Origin of the sequence: Zhaonella formicivorans, assembly GCF_004353525.1 — a bacterium.
In the GTDB taxonomy this organism is placed as follows: Bacteria; Bacillota; DUOV01; order DUOV01; family Zhaonellaceae; genus Zhaonella; species Zhaonella formicivorans.
In genome coordinates this window covers 398,755-423,240 of record NZ_CP085524.1, presented here as the reverse complement: position 1 = coordinate 423,240, position 24,486 = coordinate 398,755, and the positions used below count along the sequence as shown (strand labels likewise).

Below are 24,486 nucleotides of genomic sequence, written 5' to 3'. Positions count from 1 at the left end.
ATAGCACCCGATTAGCGGATTGCAATAAAAAAACCCCGGTTAAACTCGGGGGAATATTAGCTCTTTACATTGACCTAATAAGGTCTTGCCAAAACCCTCCCCAAACTGTTTAAATTAAACTATAGGTTTTTTATGACGTAATATAGAGAATAACACAAGGACAAGGAGAGACTGCAGTGAAAACAGCCAACAACGCCGTCAATTACCGGCAAATTACCACACCGGGTGAATTTGCCAGTTTCATTGCCGACTTTATTCCGGAAGACGATTATTACATTATCAAGCCTAACTGGTTTGATGCCAGACCCGGAAGTTTCACCGATGCCGAAACCCTCGACATAGTCTTATCGTCGCTAAAAGGAAAAAAAATTGTAGTAGAAGGCCATTCCCATTCCCGCAATGACTTATCAATTAAAATTACGCCTGACAATATGGACGCAAAGCGGGACTGGATTCGGGAACATGAAAAGCTGTACTTTGAAAAACTGGGCATCCGTCAAGTTCTGGAGAAGCACGACGCAGAATATTTGAACGTTACCGAAGAATGGTGGGCCGGTCGTACCGTACCCGCAGAAACTATTCAAGGCATTGTGGAAAGCAAATTTACTCCCGTCAATCACCGGGAGTTCTACGGATTCATACCGGAAAAACTGTTTGCGCTGAAAGGGAAGACTTTAATTGATCTGGCTAAAGTAAAAATGTCTTCCCCTTCATGCCGTGATTTCAGCTTGACGATGAAAAACCTTTTCGGACTACTGCCACAGCCTTCCAGAATGAAATACCATGATAACCTGCCGCAAAGCATTGTGGATATTAATAAGGTTTACAGGGCCCTTTTCAACGTAGTTGGCCTCTGCGAAGGCATTAAACAAGCGGTTATTTTCTGGGAAGGCGGGCAGTACTCTACCCCGTGGAGCCGTTTTGATGTGATTGATAATTTAGGCATAGCGGTTTGCGGTAAGGAACTGGTAGACGTGGATGTATTTTTAGGCCGGATGTTCAATGAAGATCTCACCAAGCGCACCTTAGTGAATCTCGCCCAGGAAGCATTTGGAAACGTGGACCAATCCCAGTTAGCCAAAGCGCCGCTGCTTATGGATTTGGCAAACAAATTCCCTTCTCGCAGCTAATTTCAAAGGGAACTGTCTTCAGCTGCCTTTGATCAGTTTGGCTATACCCACAACCAGCACAACAGCAGTGGAAATATGGCCTAAAAATACCTCTACCAGAACTAAAAATCTGGCAAACAAGCCAATGGGCAAAAAGTCCCCGTAGCCTATGGTCAGGTAAGAAATAGTTGAAAAATAGAACATATTGAACATGCGATTTTCTTGTTGTAAATCCATCAAAATTGCCTGACCCTGTTTGTTATTTAGACTTAAAGCAATCTCAGAACTCTGCTTCTCAGAAATGAATCCGTAGCGGTTAAAATATTCAGCTAAAAACTGCTCATCAGCAGCCACGGCAGCCGATAATGCTTGTTGCAAATGCTTTTCAGCGGCTGCATTCAGACTGCTGTAGTTCCAAGCAAAGCAAGTGATTATTACCAGAGTATAAATGATATATTCCAGCGCATATTCTTTTAAACTTCGGGCCAGCATTGACTGATAATAAAAGATAACAAGAGTGCGTAATAACCCCCATACTGTCAAACCCATTAAACTATAGTAGAGTAAATCGTCCCAAAAACTACCCTGGTTTTGCGGGGTCAAAACTTGCAGGTACATGCTGATTAACCAGCAAATGCCAAAACTCAGGGGAATATATAATAACCAATTTTTCTTAATTGTCCTCTCCCCTTGAAAAAGATTTATTATCACATTTCTATGATCATGGGACGAAAAAAATTAATAAGAAAAAAGCCAACCTTTGACGGCTGGCCTGCAAAATTGACCTTTTATTCCTCTTTTTCTGGCATGGGGTTATCCTTCATGCCGCGGGGTTCTACATAGGTTTCAGAATAAGTTAGTTGGTAGTCCCTGGCTTTATGCACCTGTTCCTTAGTAAACTTTTTTTCTTTTTTCATTTTGCCTTTCCTCCTTTTGAATGCTATTGGTAGTATGTCTTTTTAAAACTGTATCAATGTACAGGATGATTCCGGGCGAGCAGCGTAAAAGCCATGAACTCTGTCTATTTTTGATATTAATAAAAATTTTTGACAAAACTCCAACTTCAGTTTAAGCTAAAAATTAGGATTAATCTACATTTACAGACGGGGGGAAAAACTATGCTGGATTTAATTATTCGACAGGCAAAACTACCCGATCGGTCGGAACTAGTGGACATTGCCATTCAAGGGGGCAACATCAGCGAGGTTAAACCCTGTATTAACGCTGAAGCTGCGCAAGTAATCGAAGCCAACGGCAGGTTGGTATCTCCGGGCTTTGTAGATGCCCATACCCACCTGGAAAAGGTTTTGACTCTGGAAGGTACTGAAGTTTGTACTTTGGAAGAAGCCATCATGACTTTTAAAAGCCGTTATTCCCGCATTACGAAAGATGATATTAAAAACAGAGCAAAAAAAGTAGTGGAAATGGCTGTGCAAAATGGAACCACTGCTATTCGCACTCATATTTCCGTGGATGATAAAATTGGCTTGATGGCAATTGAAGCGCTAGGTGAGCTTAAAAAAGAGGTAGCACATTTAGTTGACCTGCAAATCGTTGCTATGGCTACAATCGAAGGCCAAGCGCTAGATGAAACAAACCTCAAACTGTTGGAACAAGCCCCTCTGCATGGCGCTAGCCTATACGGAGGCGCTCCTACCTTGTGTGAAAACTCAAAAGGAATGGTGGACAGCATCTTCGCCTTAGCAAAACAGAACAATCTGCTGATCGACCTGCATGTGGATGAAACAGACGAACCTACCGTAGCCACACTTGAATATGTGGCAGAGAAAACTATGCGGGAAGGCATGGAAGGCAAAGTGACCGCCGGCCATTGTTGCTCATTATCCGCTGTTTCCGATGAAATAGCGGCCCGGGTTATAGCCAAGGTTAGAGATGCCGGCATGCATATCATCACCCTTCCCTCCTGCAATCTATACCTGATGGGCCGTTCCGATAAGCAACCTATTCGCCGTGGCGTCACCCGCGTCCGGGAACTGTTAACGGCAGGTGTAAACGTAGCTTACGCTTCCGACAATATCAGAGATCCTTTCCGTCCTTTCGGCAACGCTGATATGCTGGAGGAAGCCCTGATTACCGCCCAGGTATTGCAAATGGGTACTACTTCTGAGCTTAACAAAGTTTTTGAAATGGGTACTTATAACCCTGCAAAGGCTTTGAGATTGGAAAGGTACGGCATCGAAGCGGGCTGTAAAGCTGACTTAGTTATCTTTGATGCCGCATCTCCCAGCGAAGCCATTGTCACCCAGGCAACTAAAGCTTTCGTGATTAAAAACGGTAAAATATTGGTTCAAACCAAAAAAGAAGTATTGGCACACTTCTAGCCATCATTAAAGCCCTGCCTGTTAAAGGCAGGGCTTAAGTTTTATATGTTTTTTGCTCGAGCCAAGAGTAATCGCCAAAGCCGGCACATCTCCTGTTCTTGGTTAGTTTAAGCTCCCAAAATTCAGGCAGAAAAAGTACCAATACTGTAAAAAGTTCTAACCTGCCAAGCAGCATCAAAAATGTCAAAACTACTTTGCCTGGGGCCGCAACGCCGGCGTAGTTTCCTGCCGGGCCAATAGCCCCGAAACCAGGCCCAACATTGCCTAAAGTAGCTGCTACAGAGCTCATGGCCTCTACCAGGTTTAAACCCAACGAACTCATATAAATGGTGGCTACTACAAAAATAAAGATATAGAAAAAGAAAAATTGCAACACTGTATTGCTGATTTTGCTGGAAAAAGGCTGCCCGTTTAAGCGGATGCTGTAGACTGCTTTAGGATGTAAAATTTGTTTTAAAGCCAGAATTGAGTTTTTAAATAAAATTAGTATTCTTGCTATCTTTATACCGCCGGCAGTTGAACCGGCACTGCCTCCTATGAACATCAGCACAAAGAGGAGGTATTTGGAAAAATCAGGCCATTTGTCAAAATCAGCTGTGGCAAAACCTGTAGTAGTCATAATTGACGCAACCTGAAAAAGAGCGTAACGAAAAGCAGCTTCCAGCCCATACTGTTGTTGCGTGTATAAATTTGAGGTTATCAAAAGGGTAAATACAGCTAAAATGGTAAGGTATAATTTAAATTCCGAGTCTTTCAAAAAATGCTTCCAACCATTTTTCAACACGAAATAATACAGGGCAAAGTTAACACCTGCCAAAATCATAAATAAAGCTATTGTATATTGTACAGCTGGATTAGTATAATGACCTACACTGGCGTTTTTAGTTGAAAAACCGCCTGTGGCCAGTGTAGCAAAAGCGTGGTTAACAGCTTCCAATAGAGGTAAGCCAAAAATAACCAGCAAAACTATTTCAGCTGCTGTAATAGCTACATAAGTCAGCCAAAGTATCCTGGCTGTATCTTGGATTCTTGGTTTAACCCTTTCAGCAACCGGACCCGGCACTTCCGCTTTAAATAGTTGAAAAGAAGTGTTGCCTGTACTGGGCAGTACAGCGATAAAAAGCACAATGATGCCCATGCCGCCTAACCAATGGGTCAAACTGCGCCAAAACAAAATACTTTGGGGCAAATTATGTAAATCCGTAAAAATACTGGCCCCAGTAGTAGTAAAACCAGACATGGTCTCAAAGAAAGCATCCAAAAAAGAGGAGGTTACGCCTGAAAAAATATAGGGAAGGGAGCCAAAAAACGCCGCACATAACCAACCTAGCGTAACAACCGCACAACTTTCTTTAAAACCGAAACTCCCTCCCTTGCCCATTACCAGGAGCAAGATCAAACCTGCAGCTAAAGTTAAAAATATAGAACCTGTAAAAGCCCATATAACTTGCTCCTGATAATATACTGCCAGAACAAGAGGAATAAGCATCGTACCGGCAATAACAATTAACAACCTACCCAGCATGTTGCCTATAATTTGCCAGCTCACCGTTTTTTCCTCCGCTTTGCTTTCTGAGCAAAAAAACTTTCAATTTTGCTTACCTGTTGGGGTAAACTAAAGACAACAATCTTGTCCCCCAATTTGAACACATCCCTGCCGTTTGGTATAATCACTTTTCCTTCCCTGACAATAGCCCCGACCAGAGTACCCGCCGGAAAATTGGCTTTTTGCAAGGGAACATCCAAAAAAGGCCCGGGTGTAGTCAATTCCATTTCTATAACTTCCGCTTTATCTCCCTCCAGCAAAGAAATTGAAACGATTTCCCCGCGGCGGACCAAACGGAGGATAACGCCCGCTGTAATTATCCTTGGAGATATGGCTACATCAATTCCCACATGTTCCATAATGGGAATATAGTCGGAGCGCTTCACTTGAACTACAGTTTTTTGCGCCCCTAACTGCTTTGCAAGCTGCGCAATCAGAAAATTAGTTTTATCGTCGCTGGTCAAAGCAATAAAAGCGTCCACATCGCCGGCGCCTTCTTCTTTCAGCAAATCCAAATCGGTTCCGTCTCCATGTAAAACCAGCGTGCTTTTTAATTGGGTTGCCAGGTATTCACATTGCTCACGGTTGTTTTCAATAAGCTTTACATCCATATTATAACTTTCAAGAATTTTTGCCAAATATAACCCTATCCTGCCGCCGCCCAGAATCATTACTTTTTGAACCGGGGGACGGACAGTGCCAATAATAATTTCTGCCTCTTCCATGCTTTCCGTTTGTCCCACAATGAAAACGATATCATCCTTCTTGATAGTATCGTGTCCCCTGGGGATAATAATTTTATCGTCCCTTAAAATAGCCGCTATTAAAACTGCCGGCGGTAAAACAGCTTCCTTTAGTGTCCTGCCAATGACAGGTGAACCTGGGTCTACTCTTAATTCAACCAGTTGGACCTTTCCCTCGGCATAGTCTTCAACATCCAGCGCTGCCGGTGTTTTTAACACTTTGCTGATTTCAATGGCAGTAACCAGCTCCGGGTTTATTATTAGATCAATCCCTGCCAACTGTTTAAAAAAGCTTTTGCTATACTCCGCATACTCAGGGTCCCTAACCCTGGCTATGGTTTTCCGTGCCCCGAAATGTTTTGCGGTCATGCAAGCTATCATATTTACTTCATCAATATCAGTAACAGCAATAACCAAATCGCTGTTCTTAACCCCTGCTGCTTCCAGGACCCGCGGGCTGGCTCCATGTCCGACAATAGTCATTACATCAAGGTAATTATCAACAATTTCGCGGCGTTCCCTGTCCCTTTCTATTAAAACTATATCGTGTTTTTCCTCAGAGAGGCGCTGCGCCAAACTGAAACCAACCTTTCCGGCGCCGATAATGATTATTTTCATTTTTATCCCCTGACATAAAGATAATAAAAAATTACAATGCTTCATTGGTAATTTTTGTTTATATTATAACTTGCAGAATAAAGAAGATGGTATAAATTTTTTAGTTTCTTTGTGCTATTACCTAAAAAGAAAAAACCGGCATTTGTATCCGGCTTTTGCTAGCTTACCGTCAAGGCATAGTATTTATCCAGTACTAAACGAATATAATCAGGAATAAACTGAGCAAGTAAATCTTTGATAAACAATTCGATTTCTTGCCTGGTCCCAAAAATAATTACGCTGTCTGAATTTTTGTATTCTATGGAAAGGGCATATAAATCGTTACGACCGTAATAGAAAGTTACAACATAATCTGAAGATTTATGCAGTTCCTCAAAAGTATGAAAAGAAATAGCCAAGGCCCCCCTCCTAATCAGCAGTTGAGCAGCCTCACCTTTAATTATCTGCAACAGGCTCGCCCTCCTTTTTTTCTGAAAATTTTTTCTTTTTAGATATTTTAACTAATATTCTATAATATATTTTCCAGCCTGACAAGATAATTTTTCCTCTGAATTAGGCAACTTTTTAGTAAAATTAATGCTAAAATTATATTATTAAATTCAGATTCTAAAGGAGAAACACCATGGCATTTATCACCAACCGATCCCTGGCAATAATTCGAGAGTTATTAGGAAATAATAAGGATTTGCACCACAGCATTGAAGCCATTGTTTCCGGAAGGAATACTGTGCGTGACATAGATCTGATTTTCGAAGAGTTGAATTATATGCTGGAAAAGAAAAAATACGAACTGTCGTATACCGCTTTGGAAGACGCGAGGGAAGCTTTGCAAGAACTTAGAAATATCGGCTAGATAAACATAATGCCTTTTTCAAGAAGATTATGATATCATATAGCCAAGAACACTTTAAACCTCAGCATAAATAATAAAACTCTGATAAGGATGGCAGCAAAATGTACCCATTAACTCATCTTTATGTAACGGAACAAGTATTGGGATCCCTCAACCCAGCTCTTGCTTTAGGCAGTATCTTACCGGATATTCTTGTGGGTGCAGGCCTTACTTGGAAAGAAGCCCACAACCACAGCTTTAAAAAACTCCCTGACACCAACCGGGACTTAATCCTGGGGGACCTAATCCACGGTTCATTTCTTCCTGGTTTGGATTATTATAGTGACTGCGCTTACGAAGACAAGGAAGGATACGCTTTCCAAAACGCCGTCCACTTATGTACTGATTTAGTAAGGTTGGGTATCCCGCAAGAGCACGCCTTATGGCGTGGTCACAACTTTATTGAAATGGCCATCGAAACAATGCTGAATGAAACTAACAGTTATCTCTGGTGCGAACTTGAAAAAGCCTTTCATCAACAGGAGCTCAAATCGGAAGTTTATAGTATCATTGCCGGTTGCAATTTGCACAAGCCTGGGATAGTAGATTTGATCTTACAGAGGTTTTTGGAAATCCGCGGCAAAAAGGAATGCCTGGCAGCTGACTATGCCAGGAAGCTGAATAATATTTACCGCTTAGGACTTTCTGCCGAAAAGTGTTTGGCTTTGATTGCAAAATCCCAGGAGCTCATCACCCCTCATTTCCGGAAATTTTTAAATAATTGTGTGGACTGGATTGCCAAAGACCTTAAAAACGGCTCAGCTTAGTGCATAAATACCAAACGACCTCCATCAGGGTTTCATGATGGAGGTCCTTCTTATTTAGCCTGTTTCAGCAGAATTAAATCAGCTATAAGGCCTTTGAATTCAAACCAGTTCTTGACCCGGAAAAAATTGTCCAGGTGCCGGTTTAAAGGCCAATCAAAAACCACAGGTATGCCGTAACCTGCAGCAGCAAAGTTAACTATATTATCCGGTCGATCATCCAGTAATATATCCAACATCACTTTTTCTTTTTTACCTGTGATGAATATATTCTTTTTGGCCATGAATCGGAAGCACTCTTCGGGAAAAACCCGTTGGATCTGGCTAATACGGTTGGAAAGACCAATAAAGGGAGTATCGGTTATCAGAAAAATATTATGCTGCTCATCCAGCTCCCTCAAAACCTCCACCGCCCCCTCTGCCACCGGTAAATCGCGGTAAAATTCGGGATCTTGAAAATACTTGTAAATCCGCTGGTCCCCATTTATCCAGTTATGAGTATCCCAGCCTTTGATTTGCTCCACTGTAATATTTTGGTTAAACTCCAGGTTATATCTCCTTACAACCTCGTCCAGAGTGCGAAAAACAACCCCATCTAAATCGATGCCGATATCCAATGCCTTGTGCATTAGCATCACTCCTTTACCAGTTGTACTCTATTGTACTATTAAACCAATTATTAGCTCAAGCAATTTACATAATGGAAATAAAAAAATTGGCGTGCCAACCTTAAGGTGACCGAGGAATCCGAGTTGCCTTATGGCGCTGCAATTTATACATCCTGCGGAACCTAACAAATACTGTATGGCTGTTTAAACTGTGCTGCTGCACCTTTTAAAAAAAATCCTATAAAATTTATGTTGTCAGCCTTCTTGCGTGTGGTATACAATTATCGAAGGGCTATTAACTTTAATTACTGAGTTGAGTTTAGGAGGTTATGAGATGAGTCTAGCGGCAAAAGAGTTAGACAAAGGTTATTTTGGAGAATTCGGGGGTAGTTTCGTACCGGAAAATCTTCAACCGGTCTTACAACAGTTGGAACAGGCTTTTTTAACCTATAAAGACGACCCTGATTTCAACGCGGAACTGGAGTATTATTTCAAGGATTATGTAGGTCGCCCCAGTCCTCTCTACTACGCCGAGCGCCTTACCCAACATCTGGGGGGTGCCAAGATCTATTTAAAGCGGGAAGAGCTTAACCACACCGGTTCCCATAAGATCAATAACGTTTTGGGCCAGGCACTGCTGGCTAAAAGAATGGGGGCCCGCCGAGTAATTGCTGAAACCGGAGCCGGCCAGCATGGAGTTGCCACGGCTACAGCCTGTGCACTTTTCGGCATGGATTGCGTAATTTACATGGGCGAAGAGGATACTAAGCGCCAGGCTTTAAACGTTTTCCGCATGGAGCTTCTGGGGGCCAAAGTAGTTCCGGTTACCAGCGGCACCCGAACTTTAAAAGATGCGGTTGATGAGGCTTTAAACGACCTGATGGAAAACTATGATCATACCTACTATATGCTTGGTTCAGCAGTGGGTCCGCATCCTTTCCCTTCCATTGTAAAGCATTTTCAATCTGTTGTGGGCCGGGAAGCAAGAGCCCAGATTTTAGAGAAAGAAGGTCGGTTACCCGATTTAATTACCGCCTGTGTAGGCGGCGGCAGCAACGCTATCGGCTTGTTCGCACCCTTTATTGCTGACCAGGAAGTTAAAATCGTAGGCGTAGAGCCGGGAGGGGACGGCATTGAAACAGGTCGTCACGCTGCCCCTTTAACCGCCGGCAAACCAGGCATAATTCACGGCTTTAAATGCTACGTAGTTGCCGATGCAAACGGAGAAGTGCTACCCACCCATTCCATAGCGGCTGGCTTAGATTATCCCGGCGTAGGTCCCGAACACAGCTATCTGAAAGATATTGGCCGTGCAGAATATGTGGCAGTTACCGATGCCGAGGCCCTGGAGGCATTTAAGCTTCTGTCCAAGATCGAAGGCATCATTCCCGCTTTGGAAAGTTCCCATGCAGTTGCTTATGCGGCAAAAGTCGCCCCCGCTATGTCCAAAGATGAGATCATCATTGTCAACCTTTCTGGGAGAGGCGATAAAGACGTACAGCAGGTTTTCGAAATGCTTAATAAATAAAGTAATTTGCAAAATGAGCCCCAGGTATTTGCCCGGGGCTCATTTTTTGGCGATGCTCTCAATTTCAAATTCCATTTACCTCTTTAACTCACGCATTAAATTGTACAATTTACCGGCTCTTTCCGAGGTTTTCTCCACATCTCTACTTACTTCAATCCGCAGCACATCCCCTTCCTTACTTCCCGGCGGCAAAAGCTCACTGGGCAAATTAAAGGTGCCGCCTTCGAAACTTACCACCGCAAATTCACCTTCAAACCGGTCTACAACGTACATTATCTCCCTCCTAGTCGCGCTTTTTGTGTTGTGACGCTAATTTTTGCACCGTCGCTGGTAAATACTATATGGCCGACTTCATCGGTACGCAGAATTCTCGCACCTACTTTTTTCAACCTTGACAGGGTCTGACGATGGGGGTGCCCGTACTCATTGTCCTTGCCGACTGTTATCACCGCGTAACGGGGTTTTACAGCCCGCAGAAAATCCAATGAACTGGAGCTATTCGAGCCATGATGCCCTACCTTTAAAACATCTGCTTGGAGATCGTATCCTTTGGCCAACATTTCTGACTCGGATAAACTTTCCGCATCCCCGGTCAGCAAAAAAGAAGTATTCCCATAACTAATCTTCAAAACAACGCTGTAATTATTCAATTCTTCATACTCCGTCCTATTAGGGGCAAGCACCTCCACCTTCAGCCACGGATCAATTGATAGGTTAAGTCCGGCTTTAGCCTGGTTAATTTTCAGTTTTTTCTTTTTGATAGCATTAAGTAAATCTTCAAAACTTTGCGAGGTATGAACTGCGTCAGGCAGGTATATTTTTTGCACAGGGATATGCAAAAGGACGACATCCAAAGCTCCTATATGGTCCTCGTGGGGATGGGTGCCTATGACTGCATCAAGTTTCTTAACGCCCGCTTGGCGCAAATAATTCAGCAAAATGGTACTGTCACTGTTATTTCCTGCATCAACCAGCATGTTTTTACCCGCCGGTGTTTGTACTAAAATTGCATCTGCCTGACCGACATCGATAAAATGAACTTTTAAATTTCCCGCTTTTAGCTCTGAAGGGTGCCCGGTCTTTTGTGTTCCATCATACCCTTCCGCCACCGGGCTATTTGCAGGATGCTCAACATGGTAAGGTGCATCGGGAGTTATGCTGCAACCCAAGGATACCAGGAATAAAAACAATATTACTAACAGAGCCGGCAGCTGCCTTTTTTGAAGCAATATAATTCCTCCTTCTGTCTGTTACTCTGGCACAATACTTATAATGTGCTGGAAAGCAAAAATAAAGCCGGCATAACCGGCTTCAGACCGTCGATAAACTATTATCAGCCTGCATGTATTATGGAGTGGGACTGGTTTCCTCTAGGCTGGCGGCTTTGTCAAAGGTCAACGGCGTTGGAGCTTAATAATTGGGGACATTCCTCAGCAAAAGTGAACAACATGCATAAGAGGCGTGTCCCCTGACCGCTGCACAAAATAATACATGCGGGCTTTGTCTACAAACTGAAGCCGGCATAACCGGCTTGTGAAGCATTTAGAAACTTTTTTTTGCGCTGTACATGTTCACCCTCTATAAGAAAATGGCTCTCTCCCCTGCTTTGCTTGGCTTGAAAACCATTGGTTGCCGGCGATGCCTCCTATAATGAAAGATAAACCTGCCAAATGACCGGAAGTTACAGTTTCATCTAAAAAGGCCGCCGATAAAATCACTGCAAACACCGGGATTAAGTTAAAGAAAATGGAGGCCCTGGCAGGCCCCAGGCGGCCAATGCCGGAATTCCAAAAATAAAATCCCAAGCTGGTAGTCACCAGGGCCATGTAGAGAATTAAGACCCAAACTTTAAAAGGCAGGTTCAACGTCTGACCTTGTCCTATCTCCTGCAACGCAAAGGGCAGCATTAACAAAGACCCGAAAAAAAGCGACCCGGCAGTGATAAACAGGGGCGTAAAATACTTTAAAGCAACTTTTACCAGGATATAATTCAAGGCTCCGCACAACATGGCCAGTAAAAACAACCAATCGCCCAAATTCAGTTTCAAATGGCCCAAGTCCTGGCCTTGGAGCAAAACCAGGACTACCCCGCTAAAGCTTACAATTATGCTCAAAATATTGCCAAGCCTTAAAGGTTCCCGGAGCAGAACAAATGCCATTAAAGCAGTGGCGGCGGGAATCAGGGCCATTATCAAAGAACCGTTGATCGCAGTCGAGTACTGCAAAGCGGGAAAAACCAGGCCATTAGCCAGAAAGGTCCCGACCAGCCCCAGAACGGCTAACAATAAGAGGGGTTTAACCCCTAAATTCCGGGGCCACCCCTGTTTAACCACAGCGTAAACAGCCAAACACAACGACGCAATGCTAAAGCGCAAAACAGCTATTGTAAATGGCTGAACTAAGCCTACCAGATATTTGCCAGCCACAAAATTACTGCCCCAAAAAAATGCTGTTGCTACCATCATCGTATAAGTACCGTATAATTTCCGCATTCTGTCCTGCCTTCCTGATTGGGACATAATTCAAAGGTCTAGCCGACCAAATATACTACAGCCCTAAAAACTCCCTGACGGCCCCAAGCATTTCATCCCGGGCACAGCTTTTAGTATGTCTAACCTCTTTTTCGGCTAAGTTGTTCAAACCTTCGGGAACAACAAGCCCCGTTTCACTTGCCAGTAAATCAAGCAGTTCAAATTCAGTTTTGCCTTCTAAAGCCGCTGCGCCTAAAATAGCCTGGACTACGCTGGCGTTAAATTTGAAGGGACTGGCTGTGGATACAATAACGCTGAGAGTTTGATCGCCTGTTACCTGTACATATTTTTGGTAAACATTCCATGCCACAGCCGTATGGGGATCAAGCACGTAACCATAGGACTGGTAAACTTGCTTGATGGTATCCATGGTTTCGTTATCTTGACAAAAATCAGACCAAAACAGCTCTTGAACCTTTTCTTTAGTCTCCCTATCCACCTGGTATTTCCCCTCTTCCTGCAAAGCGCGCATCCAGGAAGAAACTCTAACGGCATCACGGTCGGACAAATGATAGAGCAAACGTTCCAGGTTACTGGAAATTAAAATATCCATCGAAGGTGAAATAGTCTTATTAAAGGGCCTGTTACGGTCATAAACCCCTGTTTGGATAAAATCAGTCAAAACATTGTTCCGGTTTGAAGCGCAGATTAGCTTGCGTACGGGTAAACCGAGTGTTTTGGCGTAATATCCCGCCAGAATATTACCGAAGTTGCCGGTAGGCACCACAAAATTAATTTGATCACCCAGCCTAATCTTGCCGGTAGTAACTAAATCAGCATAGGCAGAAAAATAATAGACTACCTGAGGAACAAGACGTCCCCAGTTAATAGAGTTGGCAGAAGATAGTTTGAAACTAGCCTGGGACAGCTGTAACTTAAATTCCTGATCATTAAAAATAGTTTTGACGCCGTTTTGGGTATCGTCAAAGTTGCCCTCTACAGCTACTACTCCCACGTTGCTGCCTTCCTGAGTCACCATTTGCAGTCTTTGAATTTCACTGACTCCATGTTTGGGGTAGAAAACAAGAATTCTGGTTTTTGTCACATCCTTAAACCCTTCTAAGGCCGCTTTGCCGGTATCGCCGGAAGTGGCTACCAGAATTGCATAATCCGACCCGTCACCCTCTTTCCTGGCGCTGGTTACCAAAAGCCGGGGCAACATTTGCAATGCCATATCTTTAAATGCAGATGTGGGGCCATGCCACAACTCCAGTACGGCCAGTCGCTCAGATATTACTTTTAGTGGAGCGATAGCGGGCGAAGCAAACTTGGGAACATGATAAGCCTGCTCCACACAGGCAGCAATTTCCTCAGCGCTGAAGTCGGCTAAAAAACGCTTCAAGATGAAAGCGGCTCTTTGCTGGTACGACATCTTTAATAAAGAGTTTATCTCCGCTTCTCCCAAACAGTCTTCATGAGTAGGCACAAATAAGCCTCCGTCAGGTGCAATACCTGCTAATATTGCTTGGGCGGATGTAACAGTGGCACACCCGCCCCTGGTGCTTGCGTACAGCATATCTACTTCCTCCTTGCGCATGCGGCCTGGAACATGCTTGTCTTACCTAAAAACAATTGTTTTATCTTTTAACCAGACATTTTATTCTATTCTAACACCAGTCCGGGCAAAAGCAAAGTATGCAGCTAGCAGATTTAGCAGTCTTGCCGAATGAGGGGTAAGCAAACAAAAAACCACAGCAGTTACAAGCAGTGGTTTCTTTGGTATAGCATTTAGAATAATATTTTACTTTACAGGATATTTTTTCTTGGTAACTTCCAGAGCTTCATAAATTGCGTTCAAAGCATATTCTAAATCTTCATCAGTGTGGCGATAGCAAATGTAGTAATGATGATATGGCTGAATAAACAACTTCCGCCGGATGGTCTCAGTGTAAAAACACTGGCGGCGTTCTTTATACAGATCATCCACCTTATCAAATGTAAAGAACGGCATAGGGGGAATCCCGGAAACAGTGGCAGGGACACCTGAATCGGCAAAAATTTGCTCTGCCCTGTTCAAAAAAATTTCGCCGCGCTGCCAGATATCCTCCAACACCCGCTCCCGTTCCAGTATATCTATGCACTTCATGGCAGCTGCCATTTCCAGGCTGTTAGGGAAAAAGGTAGAACTGATAAACACTTTCTTCTCAGCCACTTGCATAATCTCCGCCTTGCCTACACAGGCGCTGATAGCGTAGCCGTTGGCCATTGCCTTACCAAAGGTGGAAAGATCAGGCGTTACGCCGTACCGTTCTTGAGCGCCGCCCAATGCGACTCGGAATCCCGTCCTGATTTCATCAAAGATCAGCACTGCCCCGTATGTGTCCGCCAAATTCCTGACTCCCTGTAAATACCCTGGAGGAGGGGCCATAACTGGCTGGGCCAACGGATGGCCTACGGGCGTAATGATAATGGCAGCCACCTGACCTTTATTCCTTTCCAGTGACTGCTCTAAGGCATCCAAATCGCCGTAAGGAAATTCTTCCGTTAATTCCTGGACTGCCTCGGGTACACCACCGTGAACTTCCACGCACCAATCATGCCAGCCATGATAGCCGCAGCGCAGAATTTTGTCTTTTTCGGTATAACCCCGGGCAATACGGACAGCAACTCCCGTGGCGTCAGAACCGGTCTTGACAAGAATAGCCATTTCGGCAGAAGGTATAAGCTCAAGCAATCTCTTTTCCAGTTGGTTTTGAATAGGTTGTACCAGTGAAAAGCAAAAACCCGATTCCATTTGTTCAATTACTGCCCGATTAATTTCCGGCTCATTATAGCCTAAGATAATAGGGCCGTAACCACAGAGCATGTCGATGTAATCGTTGCCATCCACATCGACAATATGACCGCCATATCCTTTCGTAATAAAAATTGGATATTCTCCGGGAACAAAGTTATACGGTCGGCGGATGCCCATCATACCTCCCGGTGAAAGTTTTTGTGCTTCCGTGTACAATTCCATTGATTTTTGTAAGTTAAGTTTGGGCGCACTGTCCAATCATTTTTCCCCCTTCCTGATTCCCCATTCCCGCTCGGTTTCTTCAATGCTTTCCCTTATTTTTTTAGCTACTTCAATCGGTAGAGGCTGCGGCTCATGATTTTCCAAAATATACCTAGCTGTTTCATTAGCTCTGGCTGCTAAGTCTTTTCCCCCTTTAGCAATCCAATTTTGCCTGGTTTGGCGGTCAAACAGGGTGCTTTGGGACTGTACTGTTTTCATGTGTTTTAAAGTATGTTCCTCCATCAGGAAGTGTCCGCCGGTACCTACCCTGCGGATTACATCCACTGCCAGAGTCTCATCGTTTACAGGAATCCCCGCAAGCACCTTTCGCACCATCCGGGCAATCTCATTGTCAACCACCAACTGCCCAAAATCCAGGGTCATCCCCAACTCAATCATGCCTAGGCCGTAAATCATATTAGCGCCTGCTAACGCGGCCAAGAGCATAGTCAGCGTTTTTTCGTGACCCGCCTGCTCATCGCCTAATTTACTGTCAGTCTAGGTTCCCGCTACATAACTGGGGATTTTATAGTATTGCGCCAGCTTACAAACGGCAGCACTGATCATCCCTAACTCAGGGCATCCAATAGAAGCAGAAGCCAATTTCAAATCCATAATGGTGGTGGAACTGCCATACATATTGGGAGTCCCCCTGTTTGTCAATTGAGCTAGAACAATGCCGCTCAGTACTTCCGCATTATGGGTGACCAAAGTACCGGCTAAAGTAACCGGTGAGGTGCCGCCAGCCATAGCCATGGACAGCACATTCATCGGTATGCCGTTTCTCGCGTAAGCGATAATAGGTTCGCATGTTTCCTCCGCCAGAGACAAAGGGCTTTGAGGGCAAACAGTGGCAGAAGTGATCGGTCTTTGCCTAAGCTTTTCCCTGCCACCAGCCACAATAGCAGCCAATTGGATGAGCTTTTCTGCCTCCGCTATACTGTGGGGTGATTGGGTGCAGTGCTTCGTCGAATTGGAAACCATTGCTTCGTAACATTCCAGGTTAGCAGTTTTGGGGTCTGTATCCCTGGCTTCAACAGCCACATCCAAAACATCATACTGGTCTAAATAATCTACCAGTACGGCTACATTTGCTTCATCCTGCTTGGTAGATTTCCTTATTTCACCGGTATACGGGTCAACTACCATAACGCCTTTGCTAAAGTTACAAAAATTTACCCTGGTACCATCCAAAACTACATCGTTGGCTGGATCCCTGGCAGCTAAAAGCACGGTGGAAGGGGCTGAGCGAATGCAGTCCTCCACCACGTGGGGCGGTATGAACACTTTTTGCTTTGTTTTGTCTACCGTACATCCCCCGCCGTGATAGATTTCCAAGGCCAAGTCGCTGTATACTTTTATCCCTTCGTACCACAAAACCTCCAGCGTAGCACAGTGAATTCTGTCTAACGCATCCGTGGAGAAGATACTCAAACCAAATCCATCACATATGCCGTTTCCCGCTGATACGTTCCTTCTGCTCAATACTAGCACCTCTCCTTCCGAAAAAAACGCCGGATGTATACCGTAACCTATACTAGATTGTGAAGAGCTAAATATTAACTGGCATCCAGCAGAGCCAATGCTTTTTTGACTGCCTCAGCAGCATCTTCCGCATAAGCGTCCGCCCCGATCCTGTCAGCCCAGCGCTGGGTACAAGGGGCTCCGCCTACCATAGTTTTAAACCTGTCACGCAGACCATGCCTGCGGAGTTCCTCTTCCAGCTTTTTCTGTTCCATAATTGTTGTAGTGAGCAAAGCGCTGGTGCCGATAATATCTACATCATTTTCCACTGCTTTCTCAATGATGGTGTGCGCCGGCACCTCCCGCCCCAAATCAATAACCTCAATACCTTGGGTTTTGACCAGTGAAACCACTATGCCTTTTCCGATGTCGTGCACATCACCTTCCACGGTAGCAATGAGCATTTTTCCCTTCTTTTTGGTATCTTTAGTTTCAATAGCTGCCTCCAAGATAGCAGTAGCTTCTTTCATCACCTGTGAAGAGAGTATTAGCTCCGGCAAAAAAACCTCTCCTCTGCCGAAAAGGTCCCCTATAATCCTGATGCCTACGCTAAAGCCGTTACTTAAGACTTCCACCGGGTCCATTCCTATGGAGAGGGCCTCCCTGGCAACAGCCACAGCTTTTTGAGCATCACATTTTAGGATAGCTTCTTTCGCTTCTTCCAAAATCCGGTCTTTATTCACCTGGCACGACCTCCCTGTCAATTTTTCATAGGCCCGACTTATTTTAGACCTGCTTTTACTAAAAAACGCTCGACGGAATTAATCTTGATATTAAGGACGTGGGCAATGCGACATTTCGCTTCTATACCTTTAGCAGCGCCATCAGGGGGCATAGGACGCCCAAGATTAAGATCCTCCCTTATCTCTCTCATGATGGCGCAGTCGCTTAAGTCCATAGGGGTCACACCCAATTTTTCAGCCACATATTTTTTAGCCTCATGAATCTTCATGCCTTTAGACAGTTGCATACGCAATACCAGATCTCCGGCAGTGCGAATTCCGCCCATGCCTGCGGCAAGCTCATGAGCAACTTCTAAACCGAAAGGATCGCCTACGCCAATCTACAACCCGTCCGCTTTGCCTATTTCCACCAGAGCTTTATCCGCTCTGGTAACTGCATCTACAGGAGGTACTTCATTCATTGGGATTGCGCCTACACCCATGCCCACATTTACATGAACGGGTATGCTGGCCGCTTCCGTACAAGCTTTGATAAAAGTCACCGTCCTGGCCAGGTTCCAAGGGAATGACATATTGCTGTTGGTATTAATTACAGCTCCGAAAATATTAGCGCCTGCCTTTTCAGCAAGCTTAACCTGCATATGGGGATATAAACCGGCTAAACGCACACCGTCGTACTCCAGTTGACCATGCATACCGATGATAAATTCTCCGGCCATGCCCATTTCAATTCCCAAGTCAGGATATTTTTGTTTAATAATTTCTATGGCCTTTAAGGCTGCCAGCACATCAGCGTCCCCCGAAGCACCGCATGTATCAATATTCATGCCGTCAGCGCCCGCTGCGTGCATCCCACCGGCTACATAGACTATATCCTTGACTGCATATTCCACGGCCTCCTCCTGTGCAGCCCTGGCCTCAGCAATTTTTCCCATAGGCAAGAGCTCGGACCAGTTATCTACAGGTCCGTCAGGCTTGGTGTATAACCCCAAATTGGGCATGGAACCATATAGCACAGGCATAACGGAATTGAGCTGAGTGAGCTCCATTAGCGCAGCTTCATCATGAAGAACCGGTTTAACAGCTTTGTAGCTGTAATCGATATGCCCCAGATCAAGGGAATCTGCCCCCAACACTTTTTCATGAATCAGAACTGCAGCGGATCTGTCGATGGCAATATTAGCGTGGTATGTAATTTTACAGCCTCCCGAATCGGAAGTGGTTACCACTTCATTACCTCTTTCCACACCCACCACATTTCCGGGCATAGTAATAATTTCAAACAAATGGTCTAATTCTTCTTTAGTCAGTTCAGGTATTTTACCTCGTTCCGCAGCGTCTCTGGTTCCTTCCTCCAAATCAAACCTTATATCTTCGGCGCTTAAATAAACGCCGGAACCGTCACCCATCCGGGTAAAATATTTGCTCACGCTGTTCCCTCCTAACATGCACCGAACGTTATAGATATTAAAAATACTGACGCACTGTTGCTCTCGGACATAAGCATTATAATTTCTTCAACCTGCCCAATTTAATTAAAAAGTGGGAATTGTCCCCTGCGGCAGGATTAAGGGCGCACCTGTGGCAGCCAAAACAGCCTTTAAAGTTGTACTTTCCGCTATTTCCAAGAGATGCAAACCGTCAAATCCTACCTTAATAACTGCCCAGTCGGTCACTATTAGATCCACTTCTCCGATGGCCGTAAGAGGTAAAGAACACTGTTTAACGATTTTGGGGGAACCGTCCTTGCTGACATGCTCCATGGCGATAATCACTTTTTTGGCACCTACGACCAGGTCCATAGCTCCCCCCATCCCGGGGACCATTTTGCCCGGCACCATCCAGTTTGCCAGGTTGCCCTGCGCATCTACTTGCAATGCACCTAACACTGTTACATCTAAATGTCCTCCGCGAATGATGGCAAATGAGGTAGCGATGTCGAAACAAGATCCGCCGGGTAAAATTGTTACCGGTTTTCCTCCGGCATTTACCAAATCCCTATCTTCTTGGCCCGCTGCCGGTTCAGGCCCTATACCCAAAAAACCATTTTCGGAGTGAAGTACAATTGAAACACCTTGGGGAAGATAATTGGCAACCAGGGTTGGCAAACCAATCCCCAGGTTCACAACGTCACCGTCCCGCAGCTCCCTTGCCACCCTTTGCGCTATTCGCGCCCGATGATCGACAGTCATCCTCGTTCCCCTCCTTCACCAGAATATCTACAAAAATTCCAGGGGTAACAACCTGATCAGGATCAAAGGTTCCTACGGGAACCACTTCCTCCACTTCTGCAATTACAATTGTTGCTGCCATAGCCATCAAAGGATTAAAATTACGGGCTGACAAACGATAGAGCAAATTGCCGTCGGTATCCGCTTTATATGCTTTAACCAATGCTACATCGGCAGTTAAGGGATACTCCAGCAGGTACGTCTTACCATGAATGGTATACTCTTGCTTTCCTTTGGCAACCACCGTCCCTACCCCAGTGGGAGTCAAAAAGCCGCCAAGTCCCGCACCTCCCGCCCGGATCTGCTCGGCCAGCGTCCCTTGCGGAGTCAATACAACCTCCAGTTCTCCTGTCTCCATTAGTTTGCCGGTATCAGGGTGGCCTCCAATCCAAGAAGCAATTAATTTTGAAAACTGTCTCCTGTCCTGAAGCTTCCCCACCCCTTGCCCCGGATAAGCCATAGTACAGCTTATCAGTGTCAAGTCTTTGCTGCCTTGCTCTGCCAACGCATCAACCAATGTTAGCGGAGTTCCGATATTTAAAAAGCCTCCAATCATCACCGACATTCCATCTGTAATTATTTTTACTGCTTCTTTGGATGTCAGCACAGGTTTCATCCTATTCCCCCTTCCTTAAGATGCCCAAAAATGCGAGCCGGTTCAGCCAGTTTGTTGCCATACTAATTGGCATTGCAATTTTTATGCCAACATTGGCAAGGAATTCCTGGCAAATATTTCAGCAAGGCATCATAAAGAAAGCATGGCTCTGCATAGCGCAACTAAACGATAGCTGCATGGTAACACTTTGCACAAATCTAAATAGTCAAAAACGCGTGCCTAATTTTGGGCATAATCTATTTTCAAAAATATTCTTAATATATTTAGCGCAAGAATATACTATTGCTGAATTTTAAGCTGCACTTTTGCCAAAATTCAGGCAGTATTTTATTTCGCCTCAGGCAAAGCCATGCTAAATTCACCAGTAGAATGTGCTTCATGGTTTACAGGCTCAAGGGACAGTGTCTGGCCGCTGAGCAAGGAAGTAAGCCCAACTTTTGTCCGGTGGTGGTACCCTCCGCAGATACTGCAAGGAGACTCGGGATCAATGACATGTTTTGGCTCAGTATAACTGGTAAAAACCCCTTCGTAATTGCGCAGCACAACTTTCCCGGGACCTTGCGAAATGAGATACTGTGGCGCTACAGGAATTTTCCCTCCACCGCCGGGAGCATCAACTACATAGGTTGGCACTGCCAATCCGGAAGTATGTCCCCGCAAGTATTCAATAATTTGAATACCTGCACTTACCGGCGTTCTAAAATGCTCAATTCCTTGGGACAAATCGCACTGGTAGACATAGTATGGACGTACTCTTATTTTTAGCAGTTCCTGAACAAGTTTCTTAAACAACTCGGGACAATCATTTACTCCTTTTAGTAGAACTGACTGATTACCAAGTGGAATACCTGCTTCCGCCAGGCGGGCGCAAGCTTCGGCTGCCTGAGGAGTAATCTCCCGGGGATGGTTAAAATGAGTATTTATATAAACGGGGTGATATTTTTTAAGCATGGTACACAGAGCAGCGGTTATGCGCTGGGGTAAAACCACCGGCGTGCGGGTTCCGATGCGAATAATTTCCACATGTTTGATTTTACGCAGTTCTTGCAAGACGTATTCGAGCATACCGTCGCTAACTAAAAGGGGATCACCACCCGAAAGCACTACGTCTCTAACAATGGGAGTTTCCCTGACATAATGCAGACAGCGCTCTAATTCTTCTTTTGTGCGGGCATGATCATACACACCGGCTAAACGTCTCCTGGTGCAATGACGGCAATAAGTGGAACATTGATCAGTCAGAAGCAGCAATACCCTGTCCGGATATCTGTGGGTCAACCCCTCAACCGGTGCATCTGCGTCTTCATGTAATGGATCTGCCAAGTCAAAACGACTTTTATGGAGTTCTGCGGAAGTAGGCACCGCCTGTTTGCGGATGGGACATATAGGGTTTTCAGGATCTATTAAAGTAGCGTAATAGGGTGTTATAGCCATCCGCAAGCTTTTTAAACAATTTTTAACCCCGTCCTCCTCTTCAGCTGTTAAAGGCAATACGTGCTTCAATGCTTCCAATGAAGTGATCCTGTTTGCAACCTGCCAATGCCAATCCTGCCACTCTTCTTCTTTGACCCCCGCCCATAAGGGTATATCACGGTAATCACGCATTTGACCAGCTCCTTAACTGAATATTTGCTAAAAATATCAATGCAAAACTTATGCCACAGTTTTCATCCAGCACCGGTCAAATGAGATGTTTGCAGTAGCTTTAATGAAAGCCACTGCCCAGCGTGTGCGGCAAGCTATATGTCCTTCTGCGTAAAAATTGGGCGCTAAAATTCGGCGAAAATGCCCATTTTTGGGCCTTTCCTCAACCTGTAAAAAGAGATATAAGGTATCAAGTATTTCTACCGGCTTCCGGAAGTGCAAAATTTTAGGCGCTGCCTTATAGTGACAACGCCCGTTCTCGTAATTACAGATCCGCTTTTTCAATATGCCGATCAAGTTCCAAAATCGTGTCTTTATTTAAGCGGTGCAGTACATACATGGCCCCAATCAATAAACCTAAAGCCACCAGAAACGGCAGAATGAATCCTTCACCAGTGAATCCCCAGCCGGCAATTAAAAATCCTACAAAGGCACAGGCGGCCACTGTTAAAGCGTAGGGCAACTGAGTGCGCACGTGGTCAACGTGGGGACAACCGGCGCCGGTAGAGGACAGGATGGTGGTATCAGACAGCGGCGAACAGTGATCCCCGAAAATAGCTCCGCTGAAAAGGGCTGCCAAGCACATAGTCATACTGGCACCGGAGGCTAAAGCCAGGGGAACTGCAATAGGGATCATGATGGCAAAAGTTCCCCAGGATGTCCCTGTGGAAAAAGCCATAAAACATGCCACGATAAAAATCGTTGCTGGAATTATGTCTACGGGAAGATTTTTGCTTACTACTTCTGCTACATATGCCCCGGTACCCAGTTCGCTGGTAACCCCACCTATTGTCCAAGCAAGGGCCAGAATCACCAAACCGCCCATCATAGCCTTCATGCCCTGTATAACCCCTTCCATGGAGTCAATAATGCTTACAACGCCTCTAACCTGGTAAAAAAGAACGGTAAGCACCAAGGTTGCAAAAGTTCCATATACCAGGGCTGTAACCGAATCCGTCTGCTGAAAAGCTTGCCCAATTGTAATACCACCATCGAAATATTTGCCAGTATAAAGCATAAAAATTGCTACTGTCGCTACCAAAGCGATTATTGGGAAAAACATGTCTACAGCTTTGCCTTTGGATGAAACCTTGATGTTGTTGAAATCATCACCCGGCGGGGCAGTAGAAGTTTCCTCATACATTTTACCGGTGACAATGGCCCTTTTCTCAGCTTTAGCCATTGGTCCATATTCCAAATTGGTAAAGATGATGACCCCTACCATAATCAATGTCAGCCAAGCATATAAGTTATAAGGAATGGTATAGACAAATTGCATAAAAGGTGTAACCGAAGTTATGTTTAACTGCTTGAATTGATCTCCTAAAAGACCGATAATGTATGCAACCCACGAAGAAATCGGCATTAAAATTACTACAGGCGCGGCGGTGGAGTCGGTTATATAGGCCAGCTTTTCCCTTGAAATCTTAAAGCGGTCGCAAACAGGGCGCAAAACGGAACCGACAATTAAACAGTTGAAATAATCGTCTAAAAAGATAATTATACCCGACAAAAATGTTACAGCCTGGCCGCTGCGGCGGGATTTAATCTTGTTACCGGCCCACCTGGCGAATGCCTCCGAGCCTCCCGATTTAACAGCTAGACCAATTATGCTCCCAAGCATCAAGGTATAAATGATAGTTCTAATGTTCCAAACAGGATCTCCCACTTTTTCAAACATTATATCGAAAGCCTTGGTAAACATTAAAAGAATATTTCCCTCATTTAAGATAAAGGTCCCGACTAAAATCCCCAACAACAAAGACAAATACACTTCTCTGGTAACAATAGCAAGAACAATTGCAACCAGCGGCGGTAAAACAGACACTAACCCGTAGTTTTCCATAAAAGTATTCCTCACCTCCATTTTTTATAGATCTATAAACCAGCTAAAAATTCCGCCAATCCATCTCACCTCCTCTGCTCTCTAATAGATCTTTATGCAAGTCTCATGCCTTAATATTTAGAAATTTATTGCTAATTTAAAAGATTTTGCATTTTGTTTACCTTTTTTAAGAAATGGAAGTTATACATTATGCATATTATATATAACTATACATCCGCCGTAGCCAAATTTTCAGCACCGGACCTGCTGAATATACTGAAAAT

General features: G+C 44.6%; 21 protein-coding genes and 2 pseudogenes. 5 read left to right on the top strand and 18 right to left on the bottom strand.

Annotated elements, in window-relative coordinates; all coding sequences use genetic code 11:
- The first annotated feature begins 176 nt into the window (after window positions 1-176).
- On the top strand, window positions 177-1,130 hold the full coding sequence (locus tag EYS13_RS02090) for a DUF362 domain-containing protein (RefSeq protein WP_227765477.1): 954 nt from the start codon (window positions 177-179) through the stop codon (window positions 1,128-1,130).
- Between the two features lie 18 nt (window positions 1,131-1,148).
- On the opposite strand, the gene EYS13_RS02085 is transcribed toward EYS13_RS02090, so the two are convergent.
- On the bottom strand, window positions 1,149-1,727 hold the full coding sequence (locus EYS13_RS02085) for a potassium channel family protein (RefSeq protein WP_227765475.1): 579 nt from the start codon (window positions 1,725-1,727) through the stop codon (window positions 1,149-1,151).
- A 170-nt stretch (window positions 1,728-1,897) separates the two neighbouring features.
- Window positions 1,898-2,026 carry a hypothetical protein gene (locus EYS13_RS16185; protein ID WP_265332406.1) on the bottom strand — a complete coding sequence of 43 codons (129 nt, stop codon included), beginning with the start codon at window positions 2,024-2,026 and terminating at the stop codon, window positions 1,898-1,900.
- 201 nt (window positions 2,027-2,227) lie between these two features.
- Here EYS13_RS16185 and EYS13_RS02080 point away from each other — a divergent pair, with 201 nt between their 5' ends.
- Complete coding sequence (locus EYS13_RS02080) at window positions 2,228-3,451, top strand: amidohydrolase family protein (protein WP_227765474.1); 1,224 nt, start codon at window positions 2,228-2,230, stop codon at window positions 3,449-3,451.
- A gap of 34 nt (window positions 3,452-3,485) precedes the next feature.
- Here EYS13_RS02080 and EYS13_RS02075 read toward each other — a convergent pair whose 3' ends face one another.
- The 3 genes from EYS13_RS02075 to EYS13_RS02065 form a co-directional block, all read right to left on the bottom strand.
- The gene (locus EYS13_RS02075) at window positions 3,486-5,000 is read right to left on the bottom strand and encodes a TrkH family potassium uptake protein (RefSeq protein ID WP_227765473.1); all 1,515 of its coding nucleotides are present in this window, start codon (window positions 4,998-5,000) and stop codon (window positions 3,486-3,488) included.
- Window positions 4,997-6,358: a Trk system potassium transporter TrkA gene (trkA, locus tag EYS13_RS02070; protein WP_227765472.1), complete on the bottom strand. Its 1,362-nt coding sequence runs from the start codon at window positions 6,356-6,358 to the stop codon at window positions 4,997-4,999. Before trkA ends, EYS13_RS02075 begins: the two co-directional genes overlap by 4 nt.
- 158 nt (window positions 6,359-6,516) lie before the next feature.
- Window positions 6,517-6,807 (bottom strand): hypothetical protein, encoded by a 291-nt coding sequence (locus tag EYS13_RS02065; RefSeq protein ID WP_227765470.1) that lies wholly within the window; start codon window positions 6,805-6,807, stop codon window positions 6,517-6,519.
- Window positions 6,808-6,980: 173 nt separating this feature from the next.
- On the opposite strand from EYS13_RS02065, the gene EYS13_RS02060 reads away from it, so the two are divergent.
- Together EYS13_RS02060 and EYS13_RS02055 are read left to right on the top strand one after the other, a co-directional pair.
- Entirely contained in the window at window positions 6,981-7,211 is a 231-nt protein-coding gene (locus tag EYS13_RS02060; protein WP_227765468.1) for a hypothetical protein, read from the top strand.
- Between the two features lie 101 nt (window positions 7,212-7,312).
- On the top strand, window positions 7,313-8,017 hold the full coding sequence (locus EYS13_RS02055; protein ID WP_227765466.1) for a hypothetical protein: 705 nt from the start codon (window positions 7,313-7,315) through the stop codon (window positions 8,015-8,017).
- A gap of 50 nt (window positions 8,018-8,067) precedes the next feature.
- On the opposite strand, the gene EYS13_RS02050 is transcribed toward EYS13_RS02055, so the two are convergent.
- Window positions 8,068-8,643, bottom strand: a complete 576-nt coding sequence (locus EYS13_RS02050; RefSeq protein WP_227765464.1) for a 5' nucleotidase, NT5C type — start codon at window positions 8,641-8,643, stop codon at window positions 8,068-8,070.
- A 313-nt stretch (window positions 8,644-8,956) separates the two neighbouring features.
- Between EYS13_RS02050 and trpB the strand changes: the two genes are divergently transcribed.
- Window positions 8,957-10,150, top strand: coding sequence for a tryptophan synthase subunit beta (gene trpB, locus EYS13_RS02045; RefSeq protein ID WP_227765462.1), 1,194 nt, complete (start codon window positions 8,957-8,959; stop codon window positions 10,148-10,150).
- A 75-nt stretch (window positions 10,151-10,225) separates the two neighbouring features.
- Here trpB and EYS13_RS02040 read toward each other — a convergent pair whose 3' ends face one another.
- The 12 genes and pseudogenes from EYS13_RS02040 to EYS13_RS01985 form a co-directional block, all read right to left on the bottom strand.
- On the bottom strand, window positions 10,226-10,423 hold the full coding sequence (locus EYS13_RS02040; protein WP_227765460.1) for a DUF3006 domain-containing protein: 198 nt from the start codon (window positions 10,421-10,423) through the stop codon (window positions 10,226-10,228).
- Window positions 10,423-11,379 (bottom strand): ComEC/Rec2 family competence protein, encoded by a 957-nt coding sequence (locus EYS13_RS02035; RefSeq protein ID WP_227765458.1) that lies wholly within the window; start codon window positions 11,377-11,379, stop codon window positions 10,423-10,425. The genes EYS13_RS02040 and EYS13_RS02035 overlap by 1 nt, the downstream gene beginning before the upstream one ends.
- Window positions 11,380-11,721: 342 nt before the next feature.
- Window positions 11,722-12,642: a DMT family transporter gene (locus EYS13_RS02030; RefSeq protein WP_227765456.1), complete on the bottom strand. Its 921-nt coding sequence runs from the start codon at window positions 12,640-12,642 to the stop codon at window positions 11,722-11,724.
- 55 nt (window positions 12,643-12,697) lie between these two features.
- On the bottom strand, window positions 12,698-14,197 hold the full coding sequence (thrC, locus tag EYS13_RS02025) for a threonine synthase (protein WP_227765454.1): 1,500 nt from the start codon (window positions 14,195-14,197) through the stop codon (window positions 12,698-12,700).
- Between the two features lie 225 nt (window positions 14,198-14,422).
- A complete protein-coding gene (locus tag EYS13_RS02020) occupies window positions 14,423-15,676 on the bottom strand; it encodes an aspartate aminotransferase family protein (RefSeq protein ID WP_227765452.1) in 1,254 nt (417 codons plus the stop codon).
- Window positions 15,677-17,113 (bottom strand): annotated as a pseudogene (mttB, locus tag EYS13_RS02015) ([trimethylamine--corrinoid protein] Co-methyltransferase).
- A 125-nt stretch (window positions 17,114-17,238) separates the two neighbouring features.
- Window positions 17,239-17,886, bottom strand: coding sequence for a methyltransferase cognate corrinoid protein (locus EYS13_RS02010; protein WP_227765448.1), 648 nt, complete (start codon window positions 17,884-17,886; stop codon window positions 17,239-17,241).
- Between the two features lie 38 nt (window positions 17,887-17,924).
- Window positions 17,925-19,316: pseudogene (mtbB, locus tag EYS13_RS02005) on the bottom strand ([dimethylamine--corrinoid protein] Co-methyltransferase).
- Between the two features lie 105 nt (window positions 19,317-19,421).
- Window positions 19,422-20,078, bottom strand: a complete 657-nt coding sequence (locus tag EYS13_RS02000; RefSeq protein WP_227765446.1) for a 3-oxoacid CoA-transferase subunit B — start codon at window positions 20,076-20,078, stop codon at window positions 19,422-19,424.
- Window positions 20,017-20,733, bottom strand: a complete 717-nt coding sequence (locus tag EYS13_RS01995; protein ID WP_227765444.1) for a CoA transferase subunit A — start codon at window positions 20,731-20,733, stop codon at window positions 20,017-20,019. Before EYS13_RS01995 ends, EYS13_RS02000 begins: the two co-directional genes overlap by 62 nt.
- 327 nt (window positions 20,734-21,060) lie before the next feature.
- Entirely contained in the window at window positions 21,061-22,338 is a 1,278-nt protein-coding gene (gene kamA / locus EYS13_RS01990; protein WP_227765441.1) for a lysine 2,3-aminomutase, read from the bottom strand.
- A gap of 304 nt (window positions 22,339-22,642) precedes the next feature.
- Window positions 22,643-24,223: a Na+/H+ antiporter NhaC family protein gene (locus EYS13_RS01985; RefSeq protein ID WP_227765439.1), complete on the bottom strand. Its 1,581-nt coding sequence runs from the start codon at window positions 24,221-24,223 to the stop codon at window positions 22,643-22,645.
- Between the last annotated feature and the right edge of the window lie 263 nt (window positions 24,224-24,486).